This is a genomic window from Streptomyces sp. NPDC088733 (assembly GCF_044751185.1).
GTDB lineage: Bacteria > Actinomycetota > Actinomycetes > Streptomycetales > Streptomycetaceae > Actinacidiphila.
Window position 1 is genome coordinate 27,622 of sequence record NZ_JBIVLH010000030.1, and the last position, 21,676, is coordinate 49,297.

General features: G+C 69.6%; 18 protein-coding genes. 5 read left to right on the plus strand and 13 right to left on the minus strand.

The annotated features are described in order from the left end of the window. The first annotated feature begins 9 nt into the window (after window positions 1-9). Window positions 10-642, plus strand: a complete 633-nt coding sequence (locus ACIP64_RS36010) for a CBS domain-containing protein (RefSeq protein ID WP_401595505.1) — start codon at window positions 10-12, stop codon at window positions 640-642. 105 nt (window positions 643-747) lie between these two features. Continuing rightward, entirely contained in the window at window positions 748-1,560 is an 813-nt protein-coding gene (gene ppk2, locus ACIP64_RS36015) for a polyphosphate kinase 2 (RefSeq protein ID WP_401595507.1), read from the plus strand. Between the two features lie 107 nt (window positions 1,561-1,667). Here the strand turns inward: ppk2 and ACIP64_RS36020 are convergent, their stop codons facing one another. After that, a complete protein-coding gene (locus tag ACIP64_RS36020; RefSeq protein ID WP_401595510.1) occupies window positions 1,668-2,186 on the minus strand; it encodes a universal stress protein in 519 nt (172 codons plus the stop codon). Continuing rightward, window positions 2,183-3,139: a universal stress protein gene (locus tag ACIP64_RS36025; protein ID WP_401595513.1), complete on the minus strand. Its 957-nt coding sequence runs from the start codon at window positions 3,137-3,139 to the stop codon at window positions 2,183-2,185. Before ACIP64_RS36025 ends, ACIP64_RS36020 begins: the two co-directional genes overlap by 4 nt. 670 nt (window positions 3,140-3,809) lie before the next feature. On the opposite strand from ACIP64_RS36025, the gene ACIP64_RS36030 reads away from it, so the two are divergent. Beyond that, on the plus strand, window positions 3,810-5,132 hold the full coding sequence (locus tag ACIP64_RS36030) for a YbhN family protein (protein WP_401595515.1): 1,323 nt from the start codon (window positions 3,810-3,812) through the stop codon (window positions 5,130-5,132). Window positions 5,133-5,203: 71 nt separating this feature from the next. Here the strand turns inward: ACIP64_RS36030 and ACIP64_RS36035 are convergent, their stop codons facing one another. From ACIP64_RS36035 to ACIP64_RS36080, 10 genes are all read right to left on the minus strand, one after another. Continuing rightward, window positions 5,204-6,583: a Ni/Fe hydrogenase subunit alpha gene (locus ACIP64_RS36035; RefSeq protein ID WP_401595518.1), complete on the minus strand. Its 1,380-nt coding sequence runs from the start codon at window positions 6,581-6,583 to the stop codon at window positions 5,204-5,206. Further along, entirely contained in the window at window positions 6,580-7,368 is a 789-nt protein-coding gene (locus ACIP64_RS36040; protein WP_401595521.1) for an oxidoreductase, read from the minus strand. Before ACIP64_RS36040 ends, ACIP64_RS36035 begins: the two co-directional genes overlap by 4 nt. 1 nt (window position 7,369) lies before the next feature. Then, complete coding sequence (locus ACIP64_RS36045) at window positions 7,370-8,173, minus strand: FAD/NAD(P)-binding protein (RefSeq protein WP_401595524.1); 804 nt, start codon at window positions 8,171-8,173, stop codon at window positions 7,370-7,372. Further along, window positions 8,173-8,649: a cyclic nucleotide-binding domain-containing protein gene (locus ACIP64_RS36050; RefSeq protein WP_401595526.1), complete on the minus strand. Its 477-nt coding sequence runs from the start codon at window positions 8,647-8,649 to the stop codon at window positions 8,173-8,175. The genes ACIP64_RS36045 and ACIP64_RS36050 overlap by 1 nt, the downstream gene beginning before the upstream one ends. Then, window positions 8,646-9,815 carry a 4Fe-4S dicluster domain-containing protein gene (locus ACIP64_RS36055; protein WP_401595528.1) on the minus strand — a complete coding sequence of 390 codons (1,170 nt, stop codon included), beginning with the start codon at window positions 9,813-9,815 and terminating at the stop codon, window positions 8,646-8,648. The genes ACIP64_RS36050 and ACIP64_RS36055 overlap by 4 nt, the downstream gene beginning before the upstream one ends. A gap of 120 nt (window positions 9,816-9,935) precedes the next feature. Then, entirely contained in the window at window positions 9,936-10,436 is a 501-nt protein-coding gene (locus tag ACIP64_RS36060; protein WP_401595530.1) for a hydrogenase maturation protease, read from the minus strand. Between the two features lie 94 nt (window positions 10,437-10,530). Beyond that, on the minus strand, window positions 10,531-11,454 hold the full coding sequence (locus tag ACIP64_RS36065; RefSeq protein ID WP_401595533.1) for a universal stress protein: 924 nt from the start codon (window positions 11,452-11,454) through the stop codon (window positions 10,531-10,533). A 243-nt stretch (window positions 11,455-11,697) separates the two neighbouring features. Next, window positions 11,698-13,707: a multicopper oxidase family protein gene (locus tag ACIP64_RS36070; protein ID WP_401595536.1), complete on the minus strand. Its 2,010-nt coding sequence runs from the start codon at window positions 13,705-13,707 to the stop codon at window positions 11,698-11,700. A gap of 166 nt (window positions 13,708-13,873) precedes the next feature. Then, entirely contained in the window at window positions 13,874-15,847 is a 1,974-nt protein-coding gene (ftsH, locus tag ACIP64_RS36075; RefSeq protein ID WP_401595539.1) for an ATP-dependent zinc metalloprotease FtsH, read from the minus strand. A gap of 298 nt (window positions 15,848-16,145) precedes the next feature. Beyond that, complete coding sequence (locus ACIP64_RS36080; RefSeq protein WP_401595542.1) at window positions 16,146-17,672, minus strand: AAA family ATPase; 1,527 nt, start codon at window positions 17,670-17,672, stop codon at window positions 16,146-16,148. Window positions 17,673-18,131: 459 nt separating this feature from the next. Here ACIP64_RS36080 and ACIP64_RS36085 point away from each other — a divergent pair, with 459 nt between their 5' ends. Together ACIP64_RS36085 and ACIP64_RS36090 are read left to right on the plus strand one after the other, a co-directional pair. Beyond that, complete coding sequence (locus tag ACIP64_RS36085) at window positions 18,132-18,818, plus strand: helix-turn-helix domain-containing protein (RefSeq protein WP_401595544.1); 687 nt, start codon at window positions 18,132-18,134, stop codon at window positions 18,816-18,818. Window positions 18,819-19,011: 193 nt separating this feature from the next. Beyond that, window positions 19,012-19,692: a CBS domain-containing protein gene (locus tag ACIP64_RS36090; RefSeq protein ID WP_401595547.1), complete on the plus strand. Its 681-nt coding sequence runs from the start codon at window positions 19,012-19,014 to the stop codon at window positions 19,690-19,692. A gap of 766 nt (window positions 19,693-20,458) precedes the next feature. Here ACIP64_RS36090 and ACIP64_RS36095 read toward each other — a convergent pair. After that, a complete protein-coding gene (locus tag ACIP64_RS36095; protein ID WP_401595550.1) occupies window positions 20,459-21,613 on the minus strand; it encodes a tyrosine-type recombinase/integrase in 1,155 nt (384 codons plus the stop codon). Window positions 21,614-21,676 lie beyond the last annotated feature (63 nt).

The window sequence follows — 21,676 nt, forward strand, 5'->3', positions numbered from 1 at the left end:
GAGGATCCCGTGCACGGGAGCCCGCACATCGTGAGCGACGTCATGACACGAACCGTGGTGGCCGTCGCCCGCGGCGCATCGTTCAAGGAAATCGTCGAGACAATGGCGAAGAGGAAGGTGAGCGCCGTCCCGGTACTGGAAGGCGACGGCCGCGTGATCGGCGTGGTCTCGGAAGCCGACCTGCTTTCCAAGGAGGAGTACCGCGACAGCGACCCGACCCGTGCCGAGCAGATGCGCCACCTTGCCGAACTCGCCAAGGCGGGCGCCGTGACCGCCGAGGAGTTGATGAGCGCCCCTGCCGTATGCGTGCACACCGACACCACCCTCGCCCAGGCCGCACGCGCCATGGCGCAGCGCCGGGTCAAACGCCTGCCAGTGACGGACAGCGAGGGCATTTTGTGCGGCGTGGTCAGCCGGGGCGACCTCCTGAAGGTCTTCCTGCGGCCCGACGAGGACATCGCGGAGGAGGTGCGCCGTGAGGTGGTGGCGTATCTGTTCCCCGGACAACCGTCGCCGGTGCGCGCGGACGTGAAGGAAGGCGTCGTCCGCTTCTGCGGTACGCCGCACGACACGGCCCTTGTGCCCGTCGCGGCCCGCTTGGCGCGCGCCGTGGAAGGCGTCGTGGACGTCGAGTGGGACTGAGGGTTCTCGGCCGCAACCGCTCCGCCGATCAGGCCACGGACGGCCGCGGCGGCGTGGCGTCCGCCGCGCGGAGTGAGCGTTCCAGGAAAGCGAGGACACCGGGAGATGGGTGACAAGAAGCGGCAGCGCCGCCTGTCCCTGGGCGCCTACGAGCGGGAACTCCTCCGCCTGCAGATCGAATTGGTCAAGTTGCAGGAGTGGGTTCGGTCCGAGGGCCACCGGCTCGTCGTCGTCTTCGAAGGCCGCGACGCGGCAGGCAAGGGGAGCACGATCAAGCGCGTCACGGCACGCCTCAATCCACGCATGGCACGCATCGCCGCTCTCCCCGCGCCGACCGAACGTGAAAGCACACAGTGGTACTTCCAGCGGTACGTCGACCACCTGCCGGCGGCCGGGGAGATCGTGCTGTTCGACCGCAGCTGGTACAACCGTGCCGGCGTCGAGCACGTCATGGGTTTCTGTACCCCCCAAGAGCACGCGCGCTTCCTCCACCAGTGCCCGATTTTCGAGCGGCTGCTGATCGAGGACGGCATCCTCCTGCGCAAGTACTGGTTCTCCGTCAGCGACGACGTCCAGGAACAGCGCTTCAGGGCCAGGCTGGACGACCCGACCCGCCGCTGGAAGCTGTCGGGCATGGACCTGGAGTCCATCACGCGCTGGGAGGCGTACTCACGTGCCAAGGACGAGATGTTCGTGCACACCGACATCCCCGAGGCCCCCTGGTTCGTCGTCGAGAGCGACGACAAACGCGCGGCGCGCATCAACATGATCGCGCATCTCCTGTCGAGCATCCCCTACGAGGAGGTTCCGCTGTCTGCCATCGAACTGCCACGGAGGCCGCCTTCGACGGGCTATCAGCGTCCACCGCGCGACTTGCAGACGTTCGTGCCGGACCACGCGGCCGGCCTGTGCGAGTAGGGCTCTCGGGCACCTTCCACCGACGTGTCCACGGCGTACCGCGCTCGTGCCACCCACGGGCCCGGGCATCTACCGGCTCGCCAGCGGTATCCGGCGCCTGCCGTCGATCATTGGTTCCGTGCGTCCCGGCGCCGGCTCTCCGCCTCGGGTCCGGGCACGGCCGGCTGCTGCTGCTGCTCCTGGCCCCTGACGATGACGATCGGGCACGGTGAGTGCTGGGTGCAGTGCTGTCCCACCGATCCGAGCAGCGCCTCGGCGAACCCACCGTGTCCGCGGTTCCCGAGCACCAGCAACGAGGCCCCTTCGGCCGCCGCGAGCAGTACACCGGCGGGCGTGCCGTACTCCACGCGGCTGTGGATGGTCACTGCCGGCTCCGCCCCGGTCACGGTGGCGATGGTGTCGTCGAGGACCTGTGCCGCCGCGCCATCGAGATTCAGGTCCTGACCCATGGGGGGCATCCAGCCGAACGAGCCGTAGAACTGCGGGTACTCCCACGCGATCACCGCGTCGATCACCCCGTCCACCAGCGACGCCTGTCGTACCGCCCAGGCGAGCGCCTCCTTCGAGGACGGTGAACCGTCGACACCGACCACAATCCGTGGCCTGCTGTCCTGCTGCGTGTTCACACTGCCTCCTCGGCGAGGGTCCCGTCGGCGCGACCGCCCGACCGTCCGTGACGTGGGGTCTCATCGTCGCTCCTGCCGTCCGGGTGCGGTACGACGACGACCGGCGAGCGCGCGTGGTGGAGAACGCCCTGGCTGACCGATCCCATCAGCATGCCGGTGAAGCCGCCGAGGCCGCGCGAGCCGACGACAACTCCCCTGCAGTCGGCCGAGGCGTCGGTGAGCGCCTGGACGGGGTGCCCCCGTACGACCTCCTGGCGGAGGTCCACGTCCGGATGGCCGGCGGCGGGCCCTGTCAGCGCTCGGGCCAGGGCCTGCCGTGCCTCCTCCTCCACCGCCGATCTGTTCGGGCTGCCGAGCAGCGCCGAGTGCCAGGCGTATACGGCATGCAGGCCCACACCGTGCAGGGATGCCTCGTCGAAGGCGAAGTCCACGGCCGCCGCCGAATGCGTGCTGCCGTCCACACCGACGACCCAGTGCTTCTGCGTCTGCCCCGTGGCTGCCGACTCCGGGACGACAGCCACGGGGCAGCGGGCCTGGGCGACCACCGGGAGGGTGACCGACGCGGAATGGAACAGATCCTGGGCGGTGGCCGGATGCCGGGAGCCGAGTACCACCAGGGCTGCGTCCTGGGCCTGCTCGCGCACCACCCACACGGGATCGCCCTCGGCAAGCAGTGCGGAGACCTTCACGTCCGGTTGCCGGGACTCGGCGAACGCCACAGCCTCGGCCAGCAACTGCTCCCCCGCCGTGTGCAAGGCGGCGTTCCACTGCTCCCAGGAGGGAAGGACCTCGTTCGTCCGGTATCCGGCAGTCGGAACCCCCTGGGCGTGCAGCAGGACCAGCGGAAGCCGTCGCCGCGCGGCCTCGTCGGCTGCCCAGGCCAGCGCGGACCGCCGCGCGGGTTCCGGAGCGACACCGACCACGATGGGCCTGTGACCTGGTGAAACCGTCATCGTTGCCTCCCAGGCGCACTGGTTCCCGTGCGACCCTCGCCGCGTCACCGTCGCCCACGGGACCAGCGTTCGCACGCATTCTGAAAGGGACCCTTGTCCCGCGCCTGACGCGGCGCGTCGACGGATCACCGACGGGTTCGGCGCCGCCGGGCCCGCACGTCCCAGCGTGTGCGCGGACCTGCCGAGCCGCAATGCCGCGGAAGCCTCACCGGAGGCTGGCACGGTTCGGTTGCGTCGGCGGTTGTCCCAGGTCCGGGCGCGACACCGTCCGCATCGCGGGGCGATGCTCACGAGTGACGACGCAATCGGCACGCCGCCCGTCGTACGCCTTGCTCGGCCATGGGGCCGTTCGGCCCTGGGGACGGTACTGCCCGGCACTGACGTTTCCGTCCCTCCCCTGCTGCGCTGGGAAGGTGACGGGCCCGTGTTCCCTGTCGAGCGGCCGGACGGCATACGCCGGGCGCTGTCGGCCTGCCGGCGGAGCGGAGTGGCCGCCGGGACCAAAGGCAGTGTCGTGCAGTTGGGGGAAGCGCGCCGCGTCCACCGCAACCCGGAGGACCGGTCGTGGCGACGGCAGGGGGCGGCACCCGCAGCATGCGGGGTCCGCCACGGATGCGCACCCAACCGCGCTTCCGCGGACGCGGCCCTCGGTCGAGGAGGGACACCCACCATGACAGCCGGATTCCCAGCAGCGGCCTCTGCGGACCTGTCTGATGGCGGACCGGGCAGGCGGCCCTCATGCCGGGCGGTCCGGCGTCCGCCGGAGCCGCCCCCGCCGACTGGACCGACCGGGTGGCAGAGGTTCCGGAGACGGCACGGGCAGCGACCGTACGCCGCCACGACCGCCGGCGTCCCCGCGGTCGCTCGGGGGAGGGAGGAGCACAGCGGTTCCCGGTCCGATCCGCCTTGCGCACCGCCGGCCCCGCATCGGGGCGTCCCGGATCGCCCGATCCGGGGCACGACGGCAACTGCCCTGCCCGGTCCCTCCGGGCCCGGGGGACGACGGCCGGGACGGCAACCTGGCCGAGCCCGATGGCTGGGGGCGGCCGCGGTCGTGGCGGCGGTCGTGTTCGCCGGCTTCCTCCACCGTAGTGAGCTCGCGGAGGCGTACGCCCTGATCGGCAAGGTGCGCGGGTCGGGACTGGCGGTGGCCGTGGCCTGTGAGGCCCTGTCATTGGTGTGCTTCGCCGCAGTGCCCCGACGGCTGCTCGCAGTAGCGGGGGGGCGGTGGAGCTTGCGGACGATGACGGCTGTCGTTCTCGCCGGAAATGCCGTGGCTGGTGTCCTCCCCGGTGGCGCAGCGTTCGCCAGTGCCTGGGTGTACGGCCAGTTCCGTCGACGAGGTGTCGAACCGACGCTCGCCATCGCGACGCTGGCGGCCGCCGGCGCGCTGTCGGCCCTCGGCCTGACCGCTGTCGTCGTCGCCGGGATCTTCAGTGTCGGCGCGACGGGCACCTCGGCCTTCGTCCGCCCCGTCGCGGGCGTCCTTCTCCTGGGCTGCGCCGCCGTGCTGACGGTCGTGGCGCTGTCCCGCTCGCCCCGCATGCGCGACGCGGCACATTCTGCGTGGGTGTCCGCGGGCCGCCGATCGGCACGCGTTCGCCGTGGCCAGCAGGCACTGGACCGGGTCGCGGTCCAGGCCCGCGCGCTGCATCCAGGAGTCCGTACCTGGCTCCGGCCCGCTTGCTGGGCACTGCTGAACTGGCTGTTCGACGCCGCCTGCCTGGTCGCCTGCATGTGGGCGCTCGGCATCGGCGTGCCTTGGCACGGCCTGCTCCTCGCCTACGGACTCACACAGCTGTCCGGCAGTCTGCGCCTGACGCCCGGCAGTCTGGGCGTGGTCGAGGCAGGTCTGTCGGCGCTGCTGGTCGCGTGCGGGCTCGCGCCCGGATCGGCGATAGCCGTGACCTTGCTGTACCGGGCCGTCAGCTTCTGGGCGGTGCAGCCCGTCGGGTGGGCGGCGTGGTGCGCGGTGACCGCGCGGCGGGTGTGACCGTGCGCAGGCGAACCCACGGTCGCCCGCGCCCTGGTCCGCCGCGCCGCTCCGACACCTGTCGCGCCAGGTCAGTCGACAGCCGGCTCGACGTCCACGTCCAGGTTCAAGAAGTGCGCGGCACAGGAGATGCACGGGTCGTGATTGCGGATGATCCGCTCGCACACACGGGCCAGCTCGATGTCGGAGAGGCCGCCACGGTCGAGTTCCCGCTGGACGAGGCGGCGCAGGTCGTCCTCGATCGCTCCCTGGTTCTGGGCTGTCGGCGGGACGATCTGTGCCCGGGCGACCCGGCCTTCACCGTCCAGTACGTACGCGTGATGGAGCAGCCCCCGCGGGGCCTCGGTGGCTCCGTGTCCCGCGCCGGCCCGGGACGGCACCTCCATGTGGGGAAGCGGCGGGGGTTCGTATGCGTCGATGATGCGCAGTGCCTCGTCGACCGCGTACAGCACCTCCACCGCCCTCACAATGATGCTGCGGTAGGGGTTCGGGCGGAAGCGTTCACGGTGCGAAGGCGGTGCGCCGGAGGGCGGCGGTGGTTCCAGCCCGGCCTCCCGAGCCGCCTGCCGGGCCACGGGGGAAAGCAGGTGCCCGCTGATGGCGTAGCGCGCCAAGGACCCCGTCAGTTGGACCCGGCCGTCCAGCCGCGAGTGCAGCGCGGTGGAGTTAGGGACCTGCTCCTCGATGACGTGTGCGGAGAACTCCTCAACGGAAATGGTCCGTGGCGGGAGCGTCACGTCGGCGGGCAGCACGGTGGGGACACCGGATTCGATGGCGTACGTGCCGGGCTCGGCGAGGGCGAGCAGGTCGGCCTCGCATCGTGCCTCGGGAAAGTCGAAGCCGGCGACCCAGCGGACCGTGTCCCACGCGTCGTCCAAAGCCGCGCGGAGTCTCTCGGCCAGGGGCCGCAGTTCGGAGCGGGTCGGAATGCGGTGAAACCCTCCCAGACGCACGTTGACGGGATGGACCGACCGCCCGCCGAGCAACTCCATCACGGCGTTGCCCGCCTGTTTCAGCCGCAGTCCCCGCTCCACGTGGGGCCGGTGGTCGCGGGCCAGGCCGATGACGTCCTCGTGGCCGAGGAAGTCCGGGGCGTGCAGGAGATGGATGTGGAGCGTCTGGCTCTCGATCCACTCCCCGCAGTAGAGCAGGCGCCGCAGGGCGGCGAGTTGGCCTTCCACGGCCACTCCGCAGGCGTCCTCCACGGCCCGGCACGCTGTGAGTTGGTAGGCGACCGGGCAGATGCCGCAGATCCGCGAGGTCAGGTCGGGTGGCTCGGTGTGTGCACGGCCGCGTAGGAATGCCTCGAAGAATCGTGGCGGCTCGTAGATGCTCAGCCGGGCTTCGGCGACCATGCCCTGCCGGATGCGCAGCCGAAGGGCCGCCTGACCCTCGATGCGCGCCAGCGCCGGAAGGCGCACCACGAGTGACTCGTCACGGGGCCCGGTCACGACGCTCCCTCTTCAACGGCGGTGAACGCGGTCACGTTGAACGTGTGCAGGAAGCGCCCGACGTCCCCGTCGCTCATGCCGTCACGGCGCAGGAGCGGGACGAGCGCGGGGAGGTTCACCGTTCCCGCCGGTCCGAAGCAGCCGTAGCAGCCCCGGCCGTACGCCGGGCAGATGGCGCCGCAACCCGCGTGGGTCACCGGACCCAGGCACGGCGTCCCCCGCGCCACGGTGACGCACACCGTCCCGCGGCGCTTGCAGGAGAAGCAGACGCTGTGGTTCGGGATCCCGGGTCGGCGGTCGGCCAGGAAGGCGGTCACGACCTCCAGGAGCTGACCCCGGTCGATGGGGCAGCCTCGCAGTTCGAAGTCGACCCTGACGTGGGACGAAATCGGGGTGGAGGTGGCGAGGGTCGCGATGTAGTCGGGCCGTGCGTAGACCGTCTCGAGGTATTCCTCCACGTCGGCGTAGTTCCGCAGCGCTTGCACCCCGCCGGCCGTGGCGCAGGCCCCGATGGTCACCAGGTGGCGGGAGTCCGCACGGACCCGGCGGATCCGCGCGGCGTCCTCCGGAGTGCTGATCGATCCCTCGACGAGCGCCAGGTCGTACGGTCCGGGCGTGATCTCGCCGGACGCCTCGACGAAGTGGGCGATCTCCAGTTCCTCGGCGAGCACGAGCAGTTCGTCTTCGCAGTTCAGGAGTGTGAGCTGACAGCCGTCGCACGAGGCGAACTTGAAGACCCCCAGGCGGGGACGGGTACGTACGGGGCGGGTGGAGGAGGAGGTCATGTCACAGTTCCCGTACGGTGAGCAGTGGCCGGGCGAGGTCGTAGGGAACGACAGGGCCGTCGCGGCACAGCAACAGCGGCCCCAACTGGCAGTGGCCGCAGTGACCCGTGGCGCACCTCATGTTGCGCTCCAGGGACACCTGGATGCGGTCCGGCCGCACCCCGAGGTGGATCAGTCTGCGGGCGGTGGCACGGATCATGACCTCGGGCCCGCAGACGAAGGCGGTGGTCTCCTCCGGCGTGAAGCGGGCTTCGTCCAGGAGTGCGGTCACGACTCCCACCCTGCCGCGCCATTTCCCAGTGGGCCGGTCCACGGCGACAGCGGCGAAGTGGCACTGCCACGAAGGGAATTCATCCTGGTAGAGCGCGTCCTGGGGGCTCCGCGCACCGGCCAGGACGTTCAGCCGCCGGTATGCCCAGGGCCGGGCGAGAACGGCGTGTACCAGGGGACGCAGCGGGGCCAGGCCGATCCCGCCGGCCACGATCAGCAGGTCGTGCCCCTCGGCGGCGTCCACGTCCCATCCGACGCCGAACGGGCCGCGCACGCCGACCGGTGCTCCCACGGGAAGGCCGCACAGAGCCCTCGACACCGCGCCGACGGCCCGGACGGTGATACTGATGCGCCCGTTCGCCGTCCGGGACACCGATACCGGGATCTCGCCGACGCCGAAGGCGTACACCATCGCGAACTGTCCCGGTGCGAAGGGCGGCAGCACCCCACCGGCCGCCGCCTCCAGGTCGATCGTGACCGTGTCGGCCGTGTCGGGGCGGCGCCCGGCCGCGCGGAAGGGGAGGGGAAGGGACATCACGCCGTCGATCCGCCTCCGCGCGGACCGTACAGGTCGAGCAGCCGGGTGCGGGTCGCGCGCAGCCGGTGCCCGATCGTCTCCGCGACCAGGGTCACCAGTGACATTCCCAGCGCGGGGTGCTCGACGCACATCGCCCGGACCGCGGTCGCGTCGAATTCCCACGCCGTCACCGGTTCACGTGCCTCTGCCCCCAGGTGCCACTGCCGGGGAGGGCACAGCCACGACCAGCCGAGCAGGCCCCCCTCCCCCACGGTTTCGACGACGTCCCGGCCACGGCCGGGGGCCTGGACGTCAAGGGCGACGCTGCCCGTACGGATGATCCAGAAACGGTCGGCCTGCTCGTCCTCTTCGAAGATGCGCGCGAAAGCGGGGAACTGCACGGGCTGGGCGAGTGTCATCAGCCGTTCCCTGTCTTCGACCGGCAGTGCGCCGAGGACACCCTTCTCGGGGTTCGACGCGGTGGGCAGGCTCATCGAAGGTGCCCCTTCCGCGCGGCTTCCTCGTGCAGGGCGTGCGCTTCCTCGGTCAGATCGATGCCGGTGGGGCACCAGACGATGCACCGTCCGCAGCCTACGCATCCGGAACTGCCGAACTGGTCGTGCCAGGTACCGAGCTTGTGGGTCAGCCACTGGCGGTATCGGCTGCGGGGCGACGCGCGCACGGGTTCGCCGTGCAGCGCGGTGAAGTCCAGGTCGTAGCAGGAGTCCCAGCGTCGCCAGCGTTCGGCGTGGTCGCCGGTCAGGTCCGTGACGTCCTCGCTGGTGGTGCAGAAGCAGGTGGGGCAGACCATGGTGCAGTTGCCGCAGCTTAGACAGCGGGACGTCACGTCGTCCCAGCGGTCCGCCTCCAGGTTGTCGCGCATCAGGGTGCGTAGATCCACCGGTGGCATGGACCGGCCCATGTGTTCGGCAGCGTCGCCGACGGCCTTGGCCGCGGCAACCCGTGTGGCGTCGTCCGCGTCGCGGCGGGGAAGCTCGGCGAGCACTGCGGCGCCCTCCTCGCTGCCGCTGCGGCACAGCAGGCGGTGGCCGTCGGCGTCCACCACTTCGGTGAGCGCCAGGTCGAATCCTTCGTCCGCGGCGGGGCCGGCTCCCATGGAGACGCAGAAGCAGGTCGCCCCGGGTTCTGTGCATTCGACCGCGATCAAGAACGCCGCCGAGCGTCGCGAACCGTAGACGGGGTCGCGGTGCTTTCCGCCGGTCATCACCCGGTCCAGGATGCGAATAGCCCGCAGGTCGCACGGGCGTACACCGAGGAAGGCGTACGCGACGGCCTCCGGCTCCTGCGGGCGCACCGTCACGTCTCCGCCCGGCTCACGGTCCGCGGTCCACTGACGAACCCGCTCCGGATGGAGGAAGGACTTCCACGACTGCGGTCCGGCGCTGTGCGCGAAAGCCGCCGCGTCAGCGCGCTGCCGAATCCTGTACCGGCCCGCCTCCAGCTCGACCCCCCATCCGTGGGGCAGTTCAGCAGCTGACTCCAGCTCGGCAAGAACGATCGCACCGTCCCGCACCGTGGGGCCCACCACCGTACGACCCCTTTGGCGCAGAACCTGCACCAGTACTTCGAGGGCGGCCGGGTCGAGGACCGCCGTGTCCTGCTCCCGCGTGGCCGCGACGCCGTCCGGGCCGTCCGTCATTCCGGTCCCCTCAGCCTCCGTGACCGGGTCCCGAGGGGCCCGGCGCAGTCGTCCGATCCACTGGACCACGCTCTCTTCGCGGTGGTGCCCGGCCACGCGGGATGCCGGCGGATTTCGCCCTTACGGCCCCTGGCGGGCACCCGCGTGCCGGGCGAGGTCGGCGGCGATGCGCAGTGCGAGCGGCCGTACCGCGTCCGCGACCTGCGGCGTGAGCCCCGTGCCCATGGACCGGTCGGCTCCTTCGACCGCGTACACCACCATGTCCCCTGCTCGACGCCCGAGGCTCTCGGCGAGACGCAGGGCGTGGACGAGTCCGAGGCCGTGTGTGCTGTGCTCTTGAGTGACCGGTGACGGCACGCCGCCGGCCCCAGGACGCCAACGGTGAACGCGCCCGGGACGGGGACGGGGAGGGAAACAGGCATCGACGACGACAGCCCGACGGGAGTTCTCCCACATGTCCATCAGTTGCGCAGGATCTCCGGCCGACTCGCGCAGCTCCGTGCTCGGTGGAAGCGCCACCGTGTCGTCCCGAAGTGCCTCGATGACTGCCCAGCCGACGCCGTCGTCGCGCCGGAACACATTGCCGATCCCGATGACCACCGAAGCCGCCGTACCCGGCATGGCCGTGCCTCCTTCCGGGGCCATTGGATCACCTCACGCCGCGGACCGCCTCTGGACGGGAGGATGTCCGGGCGCGGGAATGCCGGCCGTGTTCTCACGGCTGTCCCGTCGCAGGGACCGGAACGACCGCCACCGGGCAGTATGCACCGTGCAGCAGGGCGCGGGTGACCGGGCCGAGCCGCGGCCCGGGCCCTCCTGCGCGGCGATGCGCGGCCACGACGACCACGTCGGCGGTACGCGTGGCCTCTAGAAGCACGTGGGGCGCCGTACCGTGGACCGTTTCGATGTCGGTCGCGACTTCCGGGTGGGCCTTGCCCAGCCGAGCGACCGTCCGGATCACTTCCGAGCGCTCCGTGAACCCCGCGGAATACTCGCCCGCCCGCTGCCTTCGGGCCGCGGTCGGCTGGGAGGTCCAGGTATGCAGGACGGTCAACGGGACGTGACGGCGGTCGGCCTCGGCCAATGCGAACGCCGTCGCCTCGGTGTCGGCGTCGCTTTCCAGGCCCAGCACCACGTGACCGTGTCCAGTGGGTCGCGCAGGTGATTCCCCACGCACGACGAGCAGCGGACAGGCCGAGCGCCCGGCCACATGGAGGCTCACCGAGCCGAGGAGCGCGCCCGTGACAGCGCCGTGGCCCCGGGTCCCGACCACGGCGAGACCCGCGTCGCGAGTGCGGCGCACCAGAACTCCCCCGGCGTGCCGGTCGACCAGCGAGGTACTCACCCGCAGGCCCGGGCGCAGTTCGGCGGCGCGTGCGGCGGCCGACGCGAGCAACGCCTGCGCGACGTGGTAGGGGCGGATCCCCTGGCGCGCGGCCTTGCGGTGGCCGCCCCAGGGCTGCCCGTGCAGAATCTCCAGCCGCACATCACGCCTGTCGGCCTCGGCCACCGCGGCGTCAAGCGCACGCCCGGAGGCCGGCGAGCCGTCCACCCCGACCACCACGTGGCCGAACAACTCCGGGTTGGGCGGCGGCTCCCACCACGTGGAGCCCAAGTCCTGGTCCGGTTCCGCGTCCATCGTGCCCCTCCTTCGCTCCCCAGGCGCGATGCTTCATCGGCCGTCGAACCCAGCGTGAACGCGGTGTGCCGGCGGCGCCCGGGGCCGGACGGCCCCCATGCACGGGCCGAAGCGCCCCGTGTCGCTCGCGGAACCGGATTCCGCGTCCGACGGCAGGATCTGATGGCATGTCACATGGCCGCGGTGGGACGGTGAGGAGCGCCCGGCAGCCCCGGACAGCCGAGGAAGGCGATTCGGTGGCTGTCAGACTCGGTCTTTCCCTCCGGCAGGAGGGTGTCCCGGCCGGCCGTTCCGCAGCGGTCCGACCACGTAGGGCCGCATCATCTCGTTGTCCTCGTGTTCGAGCATGTGACAGTGCCACACGAAGCGGCCGGGCCGGTCGAACGTCGCCTTGAGCCGGGTAACGGTGCCCGGGTATGCGATGGCGGTGTCCTTGTAACCGCGTTCCCAAGCCTCCGGCGGCGAGACGGCTGCCCGCCCTGACTTCTGCCGGTCGACGATCTGGAACTGGACCTCGTGGACATGGATCGGGTGCGCGTCCGCCGTGAAGTTGTGGATCTCCCAGACCTCTGTTGCTCCGAGGGCGGGGTTCTCCGTGGTGGAATCATTCCACCGCATTGGGAGTGGCTTACCTCGGTCGTCGACGGTTCCGAGCAGGAGTTGCCGGGGCCCGCTGTGCGGCAGGACGGCGGAACTCTGCTCGTTGAGGGAGAGCCGACGAGTGCGGTCGGCCGGCCCGAGCGGCTCCAGTGAAGGCAGCGTCAGATGTTCCGGCGGCACGCTCGTGTCCGGCGAGGTGAGGGGGCGGACGTCGAACCTGAGGACCTGCCCGGTGGTAGCCGGATCGGCCGAGGCGAAATCGACTCCCGCCCTTCCCCCTTTGAACGCGGTGTCCGGGCCCTCGTTGATGAGATACAGGGCCGTGCCCACGGGCACCGATGTGAAGTCGATGATCACGTCGGCGCGCTCCGCAGGGGCAATGAGCAGTTGCTCGCGCTCGACGGGCGACGGGAGGAAACCTCCTTCGCTTCCGAGCTGCCAGAAGACCAGGGCCGGTTTCACGGGTCGGCTTGCGACCGGGTCGGTGACGACTTTGAGGATCAGGTACCGCGCGTTGCACCCGTTGAGGGTGCGGAATCGGTAGCGGCGGGGTTCGACGTCGAGGACCGGCCATGTCGCACCGTTGGACACCATCGCGTTGCCGAAATACTCCGGGTTCCAGATCGGCGGGACATCACTCTCCGGCACATACGGGCCGTTGAATCCGTCGAAGGCGGCACGGCTCGCGGGATAGAGGAGACTGCCGTCGGTGTGGAACGACCTGTCCTGGATGACGAGCGGGATCTCGTGGTACTTCCGGCCCGGCGGATCCCCGAGGCGGGGGGCAGGACCGGGCAGGACGCCTTCGGGGAGGTCTGCCGGACCGCCTCGCAGAAGGTAGAACCCGGCCAGACCGGCGTAGACGTTCAGCCGCGTCACGCCCAGGGCGTGGTCGTGAAACCAGAACGTCGCCGCCCGCTCCTCGTTGGCGTACTGGAAGATGGCATCTCCGGCGGTCCACACGACGCCGTAGGCGGTTTCGGCCTTGTGCCGAAAGTCGTCGTAGAACGTACCGACGTGGGCATACCGTGCCGGGATGTCGACGGCGTCAGGAAGGTACCAGGCCTCGGGGTATCCGTCGCTCTCCTCGGTGTTCCGCCCACCGTGCAGGTGCGTCACGATCGGCACTGGGCCGCGGTACGGGGCTGGTGTCGAGTCGAACATCCCGTGTCCGTCCCGTCGACCGGTTCCGCCCGGCGGGTTCGCCCAGTGCAGCGTGGGGTCGACAGGCAGGAGGTGCGGCAGGCATCGGCCCGCCGGATCGCGCAGCTGGTTCTCCCACCGCACTCGCACCGGCGTACCGGACCGCGCCTCGATGGTGAACGCGGGGTAGTGGAAGGTCCCTGGGTGGTGTGGGGAGCCGTACCCCCACACCGTCGTCGCCGGGAGACCGGGGGGCAGTACCTGCTGCCGGAACTGGCGAACCGCGATGGTGTAGTGATGGACCCCTTCCTTCGCGGTCGGGTCGGACTGTGGCATCACCGGGGGGATGACCAGTTGTCTCTTGTACTTCCCAATGTGCTTCGGATCCAGTACGGTCCGGCCGATCAGTGGCACCTGCAGGGGTGACGGCGCGCTCCCACCCAGGTCCGGGATCAGAGCGAAGGCCCCTCCGGCTACCACGGCCTGGATGACACGTCGTCTCGTAACCACACCGTCGCCTGCCTGCCCCGTCGACCATTCCCTTCGTCCCAGTGTGTTGCAAGGGGGGCGTCCGAACGTCGATGAGGTACGCCGAACAGGTGTCATCGCCCGAGCCGTGCGGCCCGCGCACCGGGGCATCTCCGGCAGGGGTGGAAGCGCACAGCAGGGTATTGCATCAGGGCACAGCGGCCTGAGACGGGCCGGCACGGTGATCCGGTCCCTCTTTGTGCAGGGCATCCAGGACCACCGGCCCATCGACGGTCTCGTGAGCAACCAGCAGCCCTGTCAGGGAATCGAGAGCCGCGCGATGACTGCGCAGCATGGTGACAGCGCGTCTCTCCGCATCCGTGACCAGGCGTGCGGTCTCCATGTCGACGATCCGCTGGGTGCGTTCCGAGTAGCCCCGGCGGGATTCGTTCCGCTCCTGCTCGGCAAGGTAGCCGGTGGCGCCCGAGCCATAACCGACGGGGCCGAGAACGGCGGATAGACCGAATTCGGTGACCATGCGCGCCGCGATTCGAGTTGCTCCCGCCAGGTCGTCCGCCGCTCCGGTGGAACCCTCTCCCAGGACGACGAGTTCGGCGGCACGACCCCCCAGCCGCACGCAGAGCAGGTCTGTCAGGTAGCCGTGTGTGTACAGGTGCCGATCGGCCTCGGGGAGTTGTTCGGTGGTGTCCAGCGAGGGTCCTGACGGAAGGATGGTGACCTTGGCGACCGGGTCGGCGTGTGCGCACAGGGCCGCGACCAGTGCGTGGCCCGATTCGTGGACGGCCACGGCGTGCCGTTCCTCGGGGAGCAGTGCGTTGGAGCTTTCCCGACGCCCCAGCAGTACACGGTCGCGGGCGCTGTCCAGGTCAGAGGCCCCGATGACCGCTCGGTCGTCCCGCACGGCGTTGATGGCTGCCTCGTTGACCAGATTGGCGAGGTCGGCCCCGGAGAATCCAGGCGTGGCCCGTGCCACGACGTCCCAGTCGACGTCCCGGTGCATGGTCTTTCCGCGGGCGTGGACTGCGAGGATCGCGGCCCGTTCGCTCTGGTTGGGCAGCGGAACCGTCACATGCCGGTCGAAGCGGCCGGGCCGAAGCAGGGCTGGGTCCAGTGTGTCCGGACGGTTTGTGGCGGCGAGCACGACGATGCCGCTGCTCTGGTCGAAGCCGTCCATTTCCGCCAGCAGCTGGTTGAGAGTCTGTTCGCGCTCGTCGGCGCTCCCCGAGCCGGTGCCACCGCGGCGGCTGCCGACCGCGTCGATCTCGTCGATGAACACGATCGACGGTGCTCTCTTGCGCGCCTCACCGAACAAGTCGCGCACCCTGGATGCCCCGACGCCCACGAACATCTCGACAAATGCCGAGCCCGTCACGGACAGAAACGGCACTTCGGCCTCTCCGGCCACGGCACGCGCGAAGAGTGTCTTGCCGGTTCCCGGCGGCCCCACCATGATCACTCCGCGCGGCCCCTTGGCGCCTGCCGCGGCATAGCGGCCGGGGCGGCGGAGGAAGTCGACGATTTCGCTGATCTCCTGTTTGACACCCTCATACCCTGCGATGTCGTCGAAGCCGGTATGAGGGCGCTCGGCCTCGATGATCTTGGCTCGGGACCGGCCCATGGTGCCCTGAGTGCCGGCCAGGGGTCGCGCCGCCTTCCTTCCGCTCCACCAGAACAGGGCTCCGATGATCAGCAGCGGGAGGACGAAGACCAGCCAGGGCGTCCAGCCCCCGGTTCCGCTGGTCTGGGTCGCGGTGATCTCCACGTGCCGGGCCCGCAACTGGGCGTCCAGCGGGCTGGTGTCCAGGGCGACCGGGATGCGAGTGGTGAACTTGGCGCCGTTTTGCAGCGTGCCGTCGACGGCGCCCTTGTCGTTGACGACCACGGCCTTCACTTGTCCGGCGTTCACCTTGGCGACGAAGTCGCTGTACGGGAAGGACGGAGTCCGCTGTGCCGGAGCACGGGCGATCACCACGAGGACGACGATGAGGGCGGCGAGTGGAATGAACCAAGGCCACCACGGTGCCGACGCCTCGGGGACTGGGGGTGGCGGCTCCCGCGGCGGCCCCGACTTCGCCGAACGTGATGCGTGGCGTCCTGGCAGACGGACCCGTGTGAGCAATGACCTGCTCCTCAGCGAGGGTGCACACACGGAACGGACCACGGTCGTCCCGGTGCGCGCTGGCTGCTTCCAGCATCGGTCATGAGCGAGCAAGCGGCACGTCGCGAGGACAACGCCTTGTGACCGACGAGTTCCGGTCGCCGTGTCGCGCCCGGACGCCGCGGGTGCGCCACCGGTGACGCCGCCGGGGCCGGGCGGACGGGCAACCAGCCACACCGTCGTTCGTCCCGCCCCATCCGCCCTCTGCGGACCGGCCAACCGCGGCACAGCCTTGCTCGACAGCGCCGAACGGCCTCGACCGCGCGACGCGCCTCGGACGCCCGGCGGCGGTGGCCGAACGTCAGCCCGGTTCCCTTCGTGGTCGGCGGAATGGCTGTGCCAGAGAAGTGGCCGGCGGATGAATCGACACCAGTGCCTGTTCCACAGCCGTCTCGAGATCGCCGCCGGTGTCAATCGGAACGGCCTCCGGCCACGGAGCTTCGTCGGCTGCCATCGCAGCGGCAACGGCAGGCCCGGCGTCGGAAGCCCCGGGGCCACGGGTCTCCAGCCGAGTGGCCGCCACTGCGCTGGGAACGCTGCAGCGCAGAGGCACCAGATCCGCACTGGCTTGAACGGCTACGCCGGCAGCCGCTGCACGTTGTCCCGAGTCGCACCAGGTGGCGTCCAGGACAACCGACTCACCGTGACGCAAGAGCGCTGCGGCACGGTCGAGGAGGAGGGCGTAAGTACGCGCCGTCCACTCAGACGTGTACAGCCCTTTGCGGTACCCCGCAGCCGCCGCGGTCTCCGCGGGAAGGCCCGCCAGTTCCTTGCGGAGCCGGTCGCTGCTGAGCAGCGTCGCTCCGAGACGGTCGGCCAGCGCCCCGGCAAGCGTGGACTTCCCGCTCCCGGGGAGGCCTCCGACGAGCGTGAGACGGACGGCGGCTGTGCGCAGGTGGCACAACGCGGCGGAGACGAGCCGCTGCGATGCCGCCTCGGCACCGGCCGCCCCCTGCCGCGCCTGGATCAGCGAGACCTCGGCCCGCACGAACGCGCGATAGGCTACGTAGTGGTGCCACAGCGAGGGAGGCGCAGGGTCCCCGGAGCACTCCGCGTATTGGTCGAGGAAGTACATCGCGGCGTGCGGGGCACCGAGCTGTTCCAGGTCCATGGCGAGGAAGGCGGCGTCGTCGAGCCCGTCGAGACGCCGTAGGTCGTCGTCGAACTCCAGGCAATCCAGGACACGCGGGCCGTCGTCGAGACAGAAGACGTCATCGGCGAGCAGGTCGCCGTGTCCGTCGACGACACGCCCCTGCTTGATGCGGCGGGCGAACAACGCCTCGCGCCCAGCGAGGTAGCGCCCTACAAGTCGCTCGATCTCGTCCACGTCGCCGTGGAGCAACTCGTCGCCGGCCGCCGCCCGGAAACGGGCGAGGTTCGCAGACCAGCGCGATCGCAGGGCGTCGCGGGTCCCCTGTCGGTCCACCTCGGGACGTCGGGGGGCTTCCGCGTGGCGCGTCGCGAGCAGGCGCGCCAGGGACCGTAGCGCCTCCGTCACTGGGACGTTCTCACGCACCAGGCGGGACAGTCGACGGTTCGCGGGCAGGCGGCGCATCACGACCGCCGGTTCGGGAGTTTGTGCGTCCGGGCTGCGGAGCTCTCCCAGCCCCAGATAGACATCCGGGGCGAAGCGCCGGTTCAGATCAATTTCCCGCTCACATGCGGCGCGTCGGGCCGAAACGGTGGTGTAGTCGACAAACCCCAGATCAACGGGCTTCTTCAGCTTGTAGACGTGGTCGCCGAGGAAGAGCACGACGGCCGTGTGGGTCTCACACACCTCCGCGCGCGGAGCCACCACCGCTCCGTTCGCGCCACCTGGCTCGTTCATGCGTTGCCTCCATAACAGGGCGGCGCGCTCGGCCGCCTCACTTACCCGCGGGCCGTCGGGTATCCGGCTGCCGACACCGAATACCCCCGTGGGGAGGGTTTTCCGGTGTCCGATGCCCTCGTCCCGTACCAGGCAGAAGGGAGCCCGTGGCCTCGGGAGGGGTCGGAGTGGCGACGTCGGCGACGTCGATGCGTTTCGGCGGGGTCGGCGCACCCTGAAAGTCGTCACGCTCGGGCAACTCCGTGCTCGTCCTGTTCCCATGGTGCAACCTGGCCAGGTACATCACAGCTCGACGGGACCGCCCGGCGGGACAGAACACGGGACCCTGGTGGAGCTGCTTCTCCAGCCCCGCCTCGGACCTCGCCGGCCCCAGCACGGCCTGCCGATGAACCTCGTCGCTCGGCCAACGGAACCGCGACCGCCGACGGTGACATCCTCGACGGTAGGAGGTGCAGAGCCGTGAGCGAAAACCGCATACCCTCCCAGGCGCCTACTGGCACGCCGAAACCCGAGCCGGGCGATGTGGCTCGCCGTGTGACGCAGCGCTGCGCGATGCTGGGGATCAGCCGTGAGGAGGTGGCGCGTCGAGCAGGCATGTCCCCGCACTATCTGGAACTGCTGCAAGAAGCCGGCGCCGACTTCGATCCCGCAGGCCTGCTCCGGATTGCCGCGGCCCTGGACACCACGCCTAACGAACTGCTCGAGGGCGCCGCCGACCGGCCTCCCGGGCAGGGCCCCAGCTCATCTCATCCGGTTCTTCAAAAACTCGGCCCTGAGGAGTGCCGGGACAGGCTCGGCACACACGGAATCGGTCGCGTCGCGATGGCCACTTCGGAGGGGCCGGTGGTCTTGCCGGTCAACTACACCGTCCTTGCGGGCACCATCGTCTACCGCACGGATCCCGACGCGGTGACGGCTGCCGCGCCGGGAACCGAGGTCGCCTTCGAAGTCGATCACATCGATGAGGCGATGAGCTCGGGGTGGAGCATCCTGACCGTCGGCAGGGCCGAGCACGTCGACGATCCTGGCGTCGTACGGCAGCTATCCGAACAAGCGGAGACGGCCCCATGGGCCGGCGGGAAGCGCGACCTGTGGGTCCGCATCAATCCCAGGCAGGTGACTGGGCGAGTGATTCGAACCTCCTGATCGGCTCGGCATGTCGACGCGGGGAAACGGTACGCGGCCTCCCGGCCGGGATTCGGCTGCTCCTGACCAGCGGAGTCGGCGGTCGGCGGCGACAATGAGGAGAGCCGTAAATCACAGAACGCGCGTCCCGGAACCCCTGAGACCCAGGATGTCACCGAGGCGGGCACCGACACCGATTCACGGGGAGGCCGCCATGCACCATCGCACCGTCGGCGATGTGATGACCCGCGAGGTCATCACGGCAGGTCTGGACACCCCGGTCAAGAACATCGCCGTGCTGCTGGACCGGAACGAGGTCAGCGCCGTGCCGGTGATCGACGCCGCACGGCATGTAGTCGGGCTCGTCTCCGAAGCGGACCTGATCCACAAGGAAGCGGCTCGCCCTGACCCACACGGTCACCTTGCCCAGACCCAGCGGACTCCCGCAGACCAGCACAGGTTGGCGGCAGAGACCGCACAGGCGGTGATGACCTCAAAGCTGTTCTCCGCACATCCGGAGTGGACGGTGCCCGAAGCGGCCCGCGCAATGGAAGAGCACCACGTGAGGCGTCTCCCGGTGGTCGATGAGGGGGAGCGATTGATCGGCATCGTCAGCCGCAGCGACCTGATGAGCGTCTTTCTGCGCGCGGACACTGCGATCCGGGAAGAGATCGTCGACGAAGTGCTTCGACACGCGCTCTGGCTGGACCCTCGGGACATCAGTGTGGAGGTGGAGGACGGCGTCGTCACACTCCGTGGAGAGGTGGAACGGAAGAGCATGATCGCCCTCCTCGACCGGCTGTGCTGGTCGGTCGAGGGAGTGGTCGCCGTGCACACAGTGCTCGACTACGGCGTGGACGACCCGGACGTTCCGACGGCTGATCCGGGCCGATGATCCGGCACTCGTGTATACGGTGCGCTCTGCCCGCGCGCCCGGGGTGAGCCCTGCGCCGTGTCCTGGCAGCGATCGGGGCCTCCGTCGCGGCCCGCATCGATCGGGTCCGTGCCGTGATACGCCGCGTGGCGTGGACGCTTCTGGCCCTGCGGCCCGGCGGTTTCCCCTGCGGTCACATGCCGTTGGGGGCGTGCGTGGCCAACACCCGCGAGTACGTCGCCATGCTGCTGCGGCCCCGCAATCCCCGAAGGTCTCAATGAAGGAGAAGACCTCGGCGCGGGCGGTGGCCCGGTCAGGCCAGGTACGGGTGCCGAGATCGCCTGGACCGACACGACGGCGATTTCCGACCCATACGACACGCCGTCGCTGAACGTCACCACCGATTACGGGGCAGAGCCGTTGGCGGACGGACCCCGCGATATCACGAGATGACAGCACGGCCAACTCGCTGATTCGCATCGAAGCTTGGTCTCACTCAATGCAGGACTTTCAGTTGTCGCCATGGAGGAACGCGTGCCTGAGCAGTTTATGAGTGTCAAGGAGACGGCGGTGTACCTGAACATGTCGGTTGCCTGGGTGTACCGAGAGGCGCCTCGCGCAGGGCTTGTGCCCTACAGGTTCGGGCGCGGGCCGAATGCGAAGCTGCAGTTCAAAGTGTCGGAAGTCCAGACATGGGTGAAGCAGCAGCAGGTGTCCGCTGTGTAACTCGGGCCGATTGGTGAGGAGGGCCGTCCCAGCAGGAGAGGGATAGGCCCTCCTCACATGTTCAGGCAGTCAGACCGATGTCGAGGATCTGAGCCGCGCGGCCGATGGAGCCGGGCATGAGGTGTCGGTAGATCTTGAAGGTGATGTCGAGGCTCTTGTGGCCCATCCACTCGGCGACATCGGTGATGGGGATGCCGCGGCTGAGGCAGTTTGAGGCGAAGAAGTGGCGGAGGCCGTAGACGACCATGCCTTCGGGGATGTCGACTTCGCCTGCCTTCTTGATCCGCTGCCACCGGTTTTGCAGGCAGTAGTACGGGAAGGGCTTACTGATGTTCTGGGGGTCCCGGAGAAGATAGCCGTCCACGGTGCCGTGCTTGTCCGCGTACAACTCGAGGGTGGACTTGACTCGGGCCGGGAGTGGAACGTCACGGTAGTCGCCGGCCTTGCGGTGCTTGAGCGGCGCATAGGCCTTGGTGGTCTGGTTGACCTGCTCGGTGACCCGGTAGACATCGTCAGCAACGACGTTGTTGATGTTGACCGCGGCGGCTTCGCCATTTCGCAGGCCACAGCCGCTCATGAGATCGACGATGAGATGGAAGGCGTCGTCGCCGACCGTGCGTATGCCTTGCAGCTGTGCGACGGAGGGGATGACAGCGCGCCTCGGGTCGTACTGCGGTGGCTTGACGCCGTCGAAAGGGTTCTCGTCGTAGAGGCCGAGTCGGTGCGCGTCGAGAAGGATCGCCCTCAGCTTGTCGAAGGCGTTGGACTGCGTGGCCAGACCGACCCCGTTTCGTTCCATGGTCTGGATGAAGGTCTCCACGACCTTGTGGTCGAATGTGCCCATCCGACGGCTCCGGAACGCGGGGTAAAGGTGGTGTTCCAGGAGTGAGTGGAGGTGCCGCAGAGAGGCCGCGCTCAGGTCGCGCTGGCCCGCCTCCCAATCGGCGACGTACTCCCCGAACGGCATGGCGCCATATTTCTGGATCCGCTCGGCCTTGCGCTGGCTCTGCGGGGAGTTCTTCCGATCCTGGTAGACCTCGGCGAGCCGGGCTTTCGCCTTCTCCTGGGTGGTGAATCCGGATTCCTGGCTCTGCTTCCCGGCCGCGTTGCGGTACCTGATCTTGTATGTGTGCGGGCACCTGGTCCAGCGGGACTCGGGGTGCTCGCAGTCCTTGAACACGGTGCCCATGCCGCGGATGAGGCTCATGGTTGCCATTGCCGGTCTGACTCCTGGGTGTCATGCTGACGGTTTGCTGACACCGGATGATCGATCAAGCCC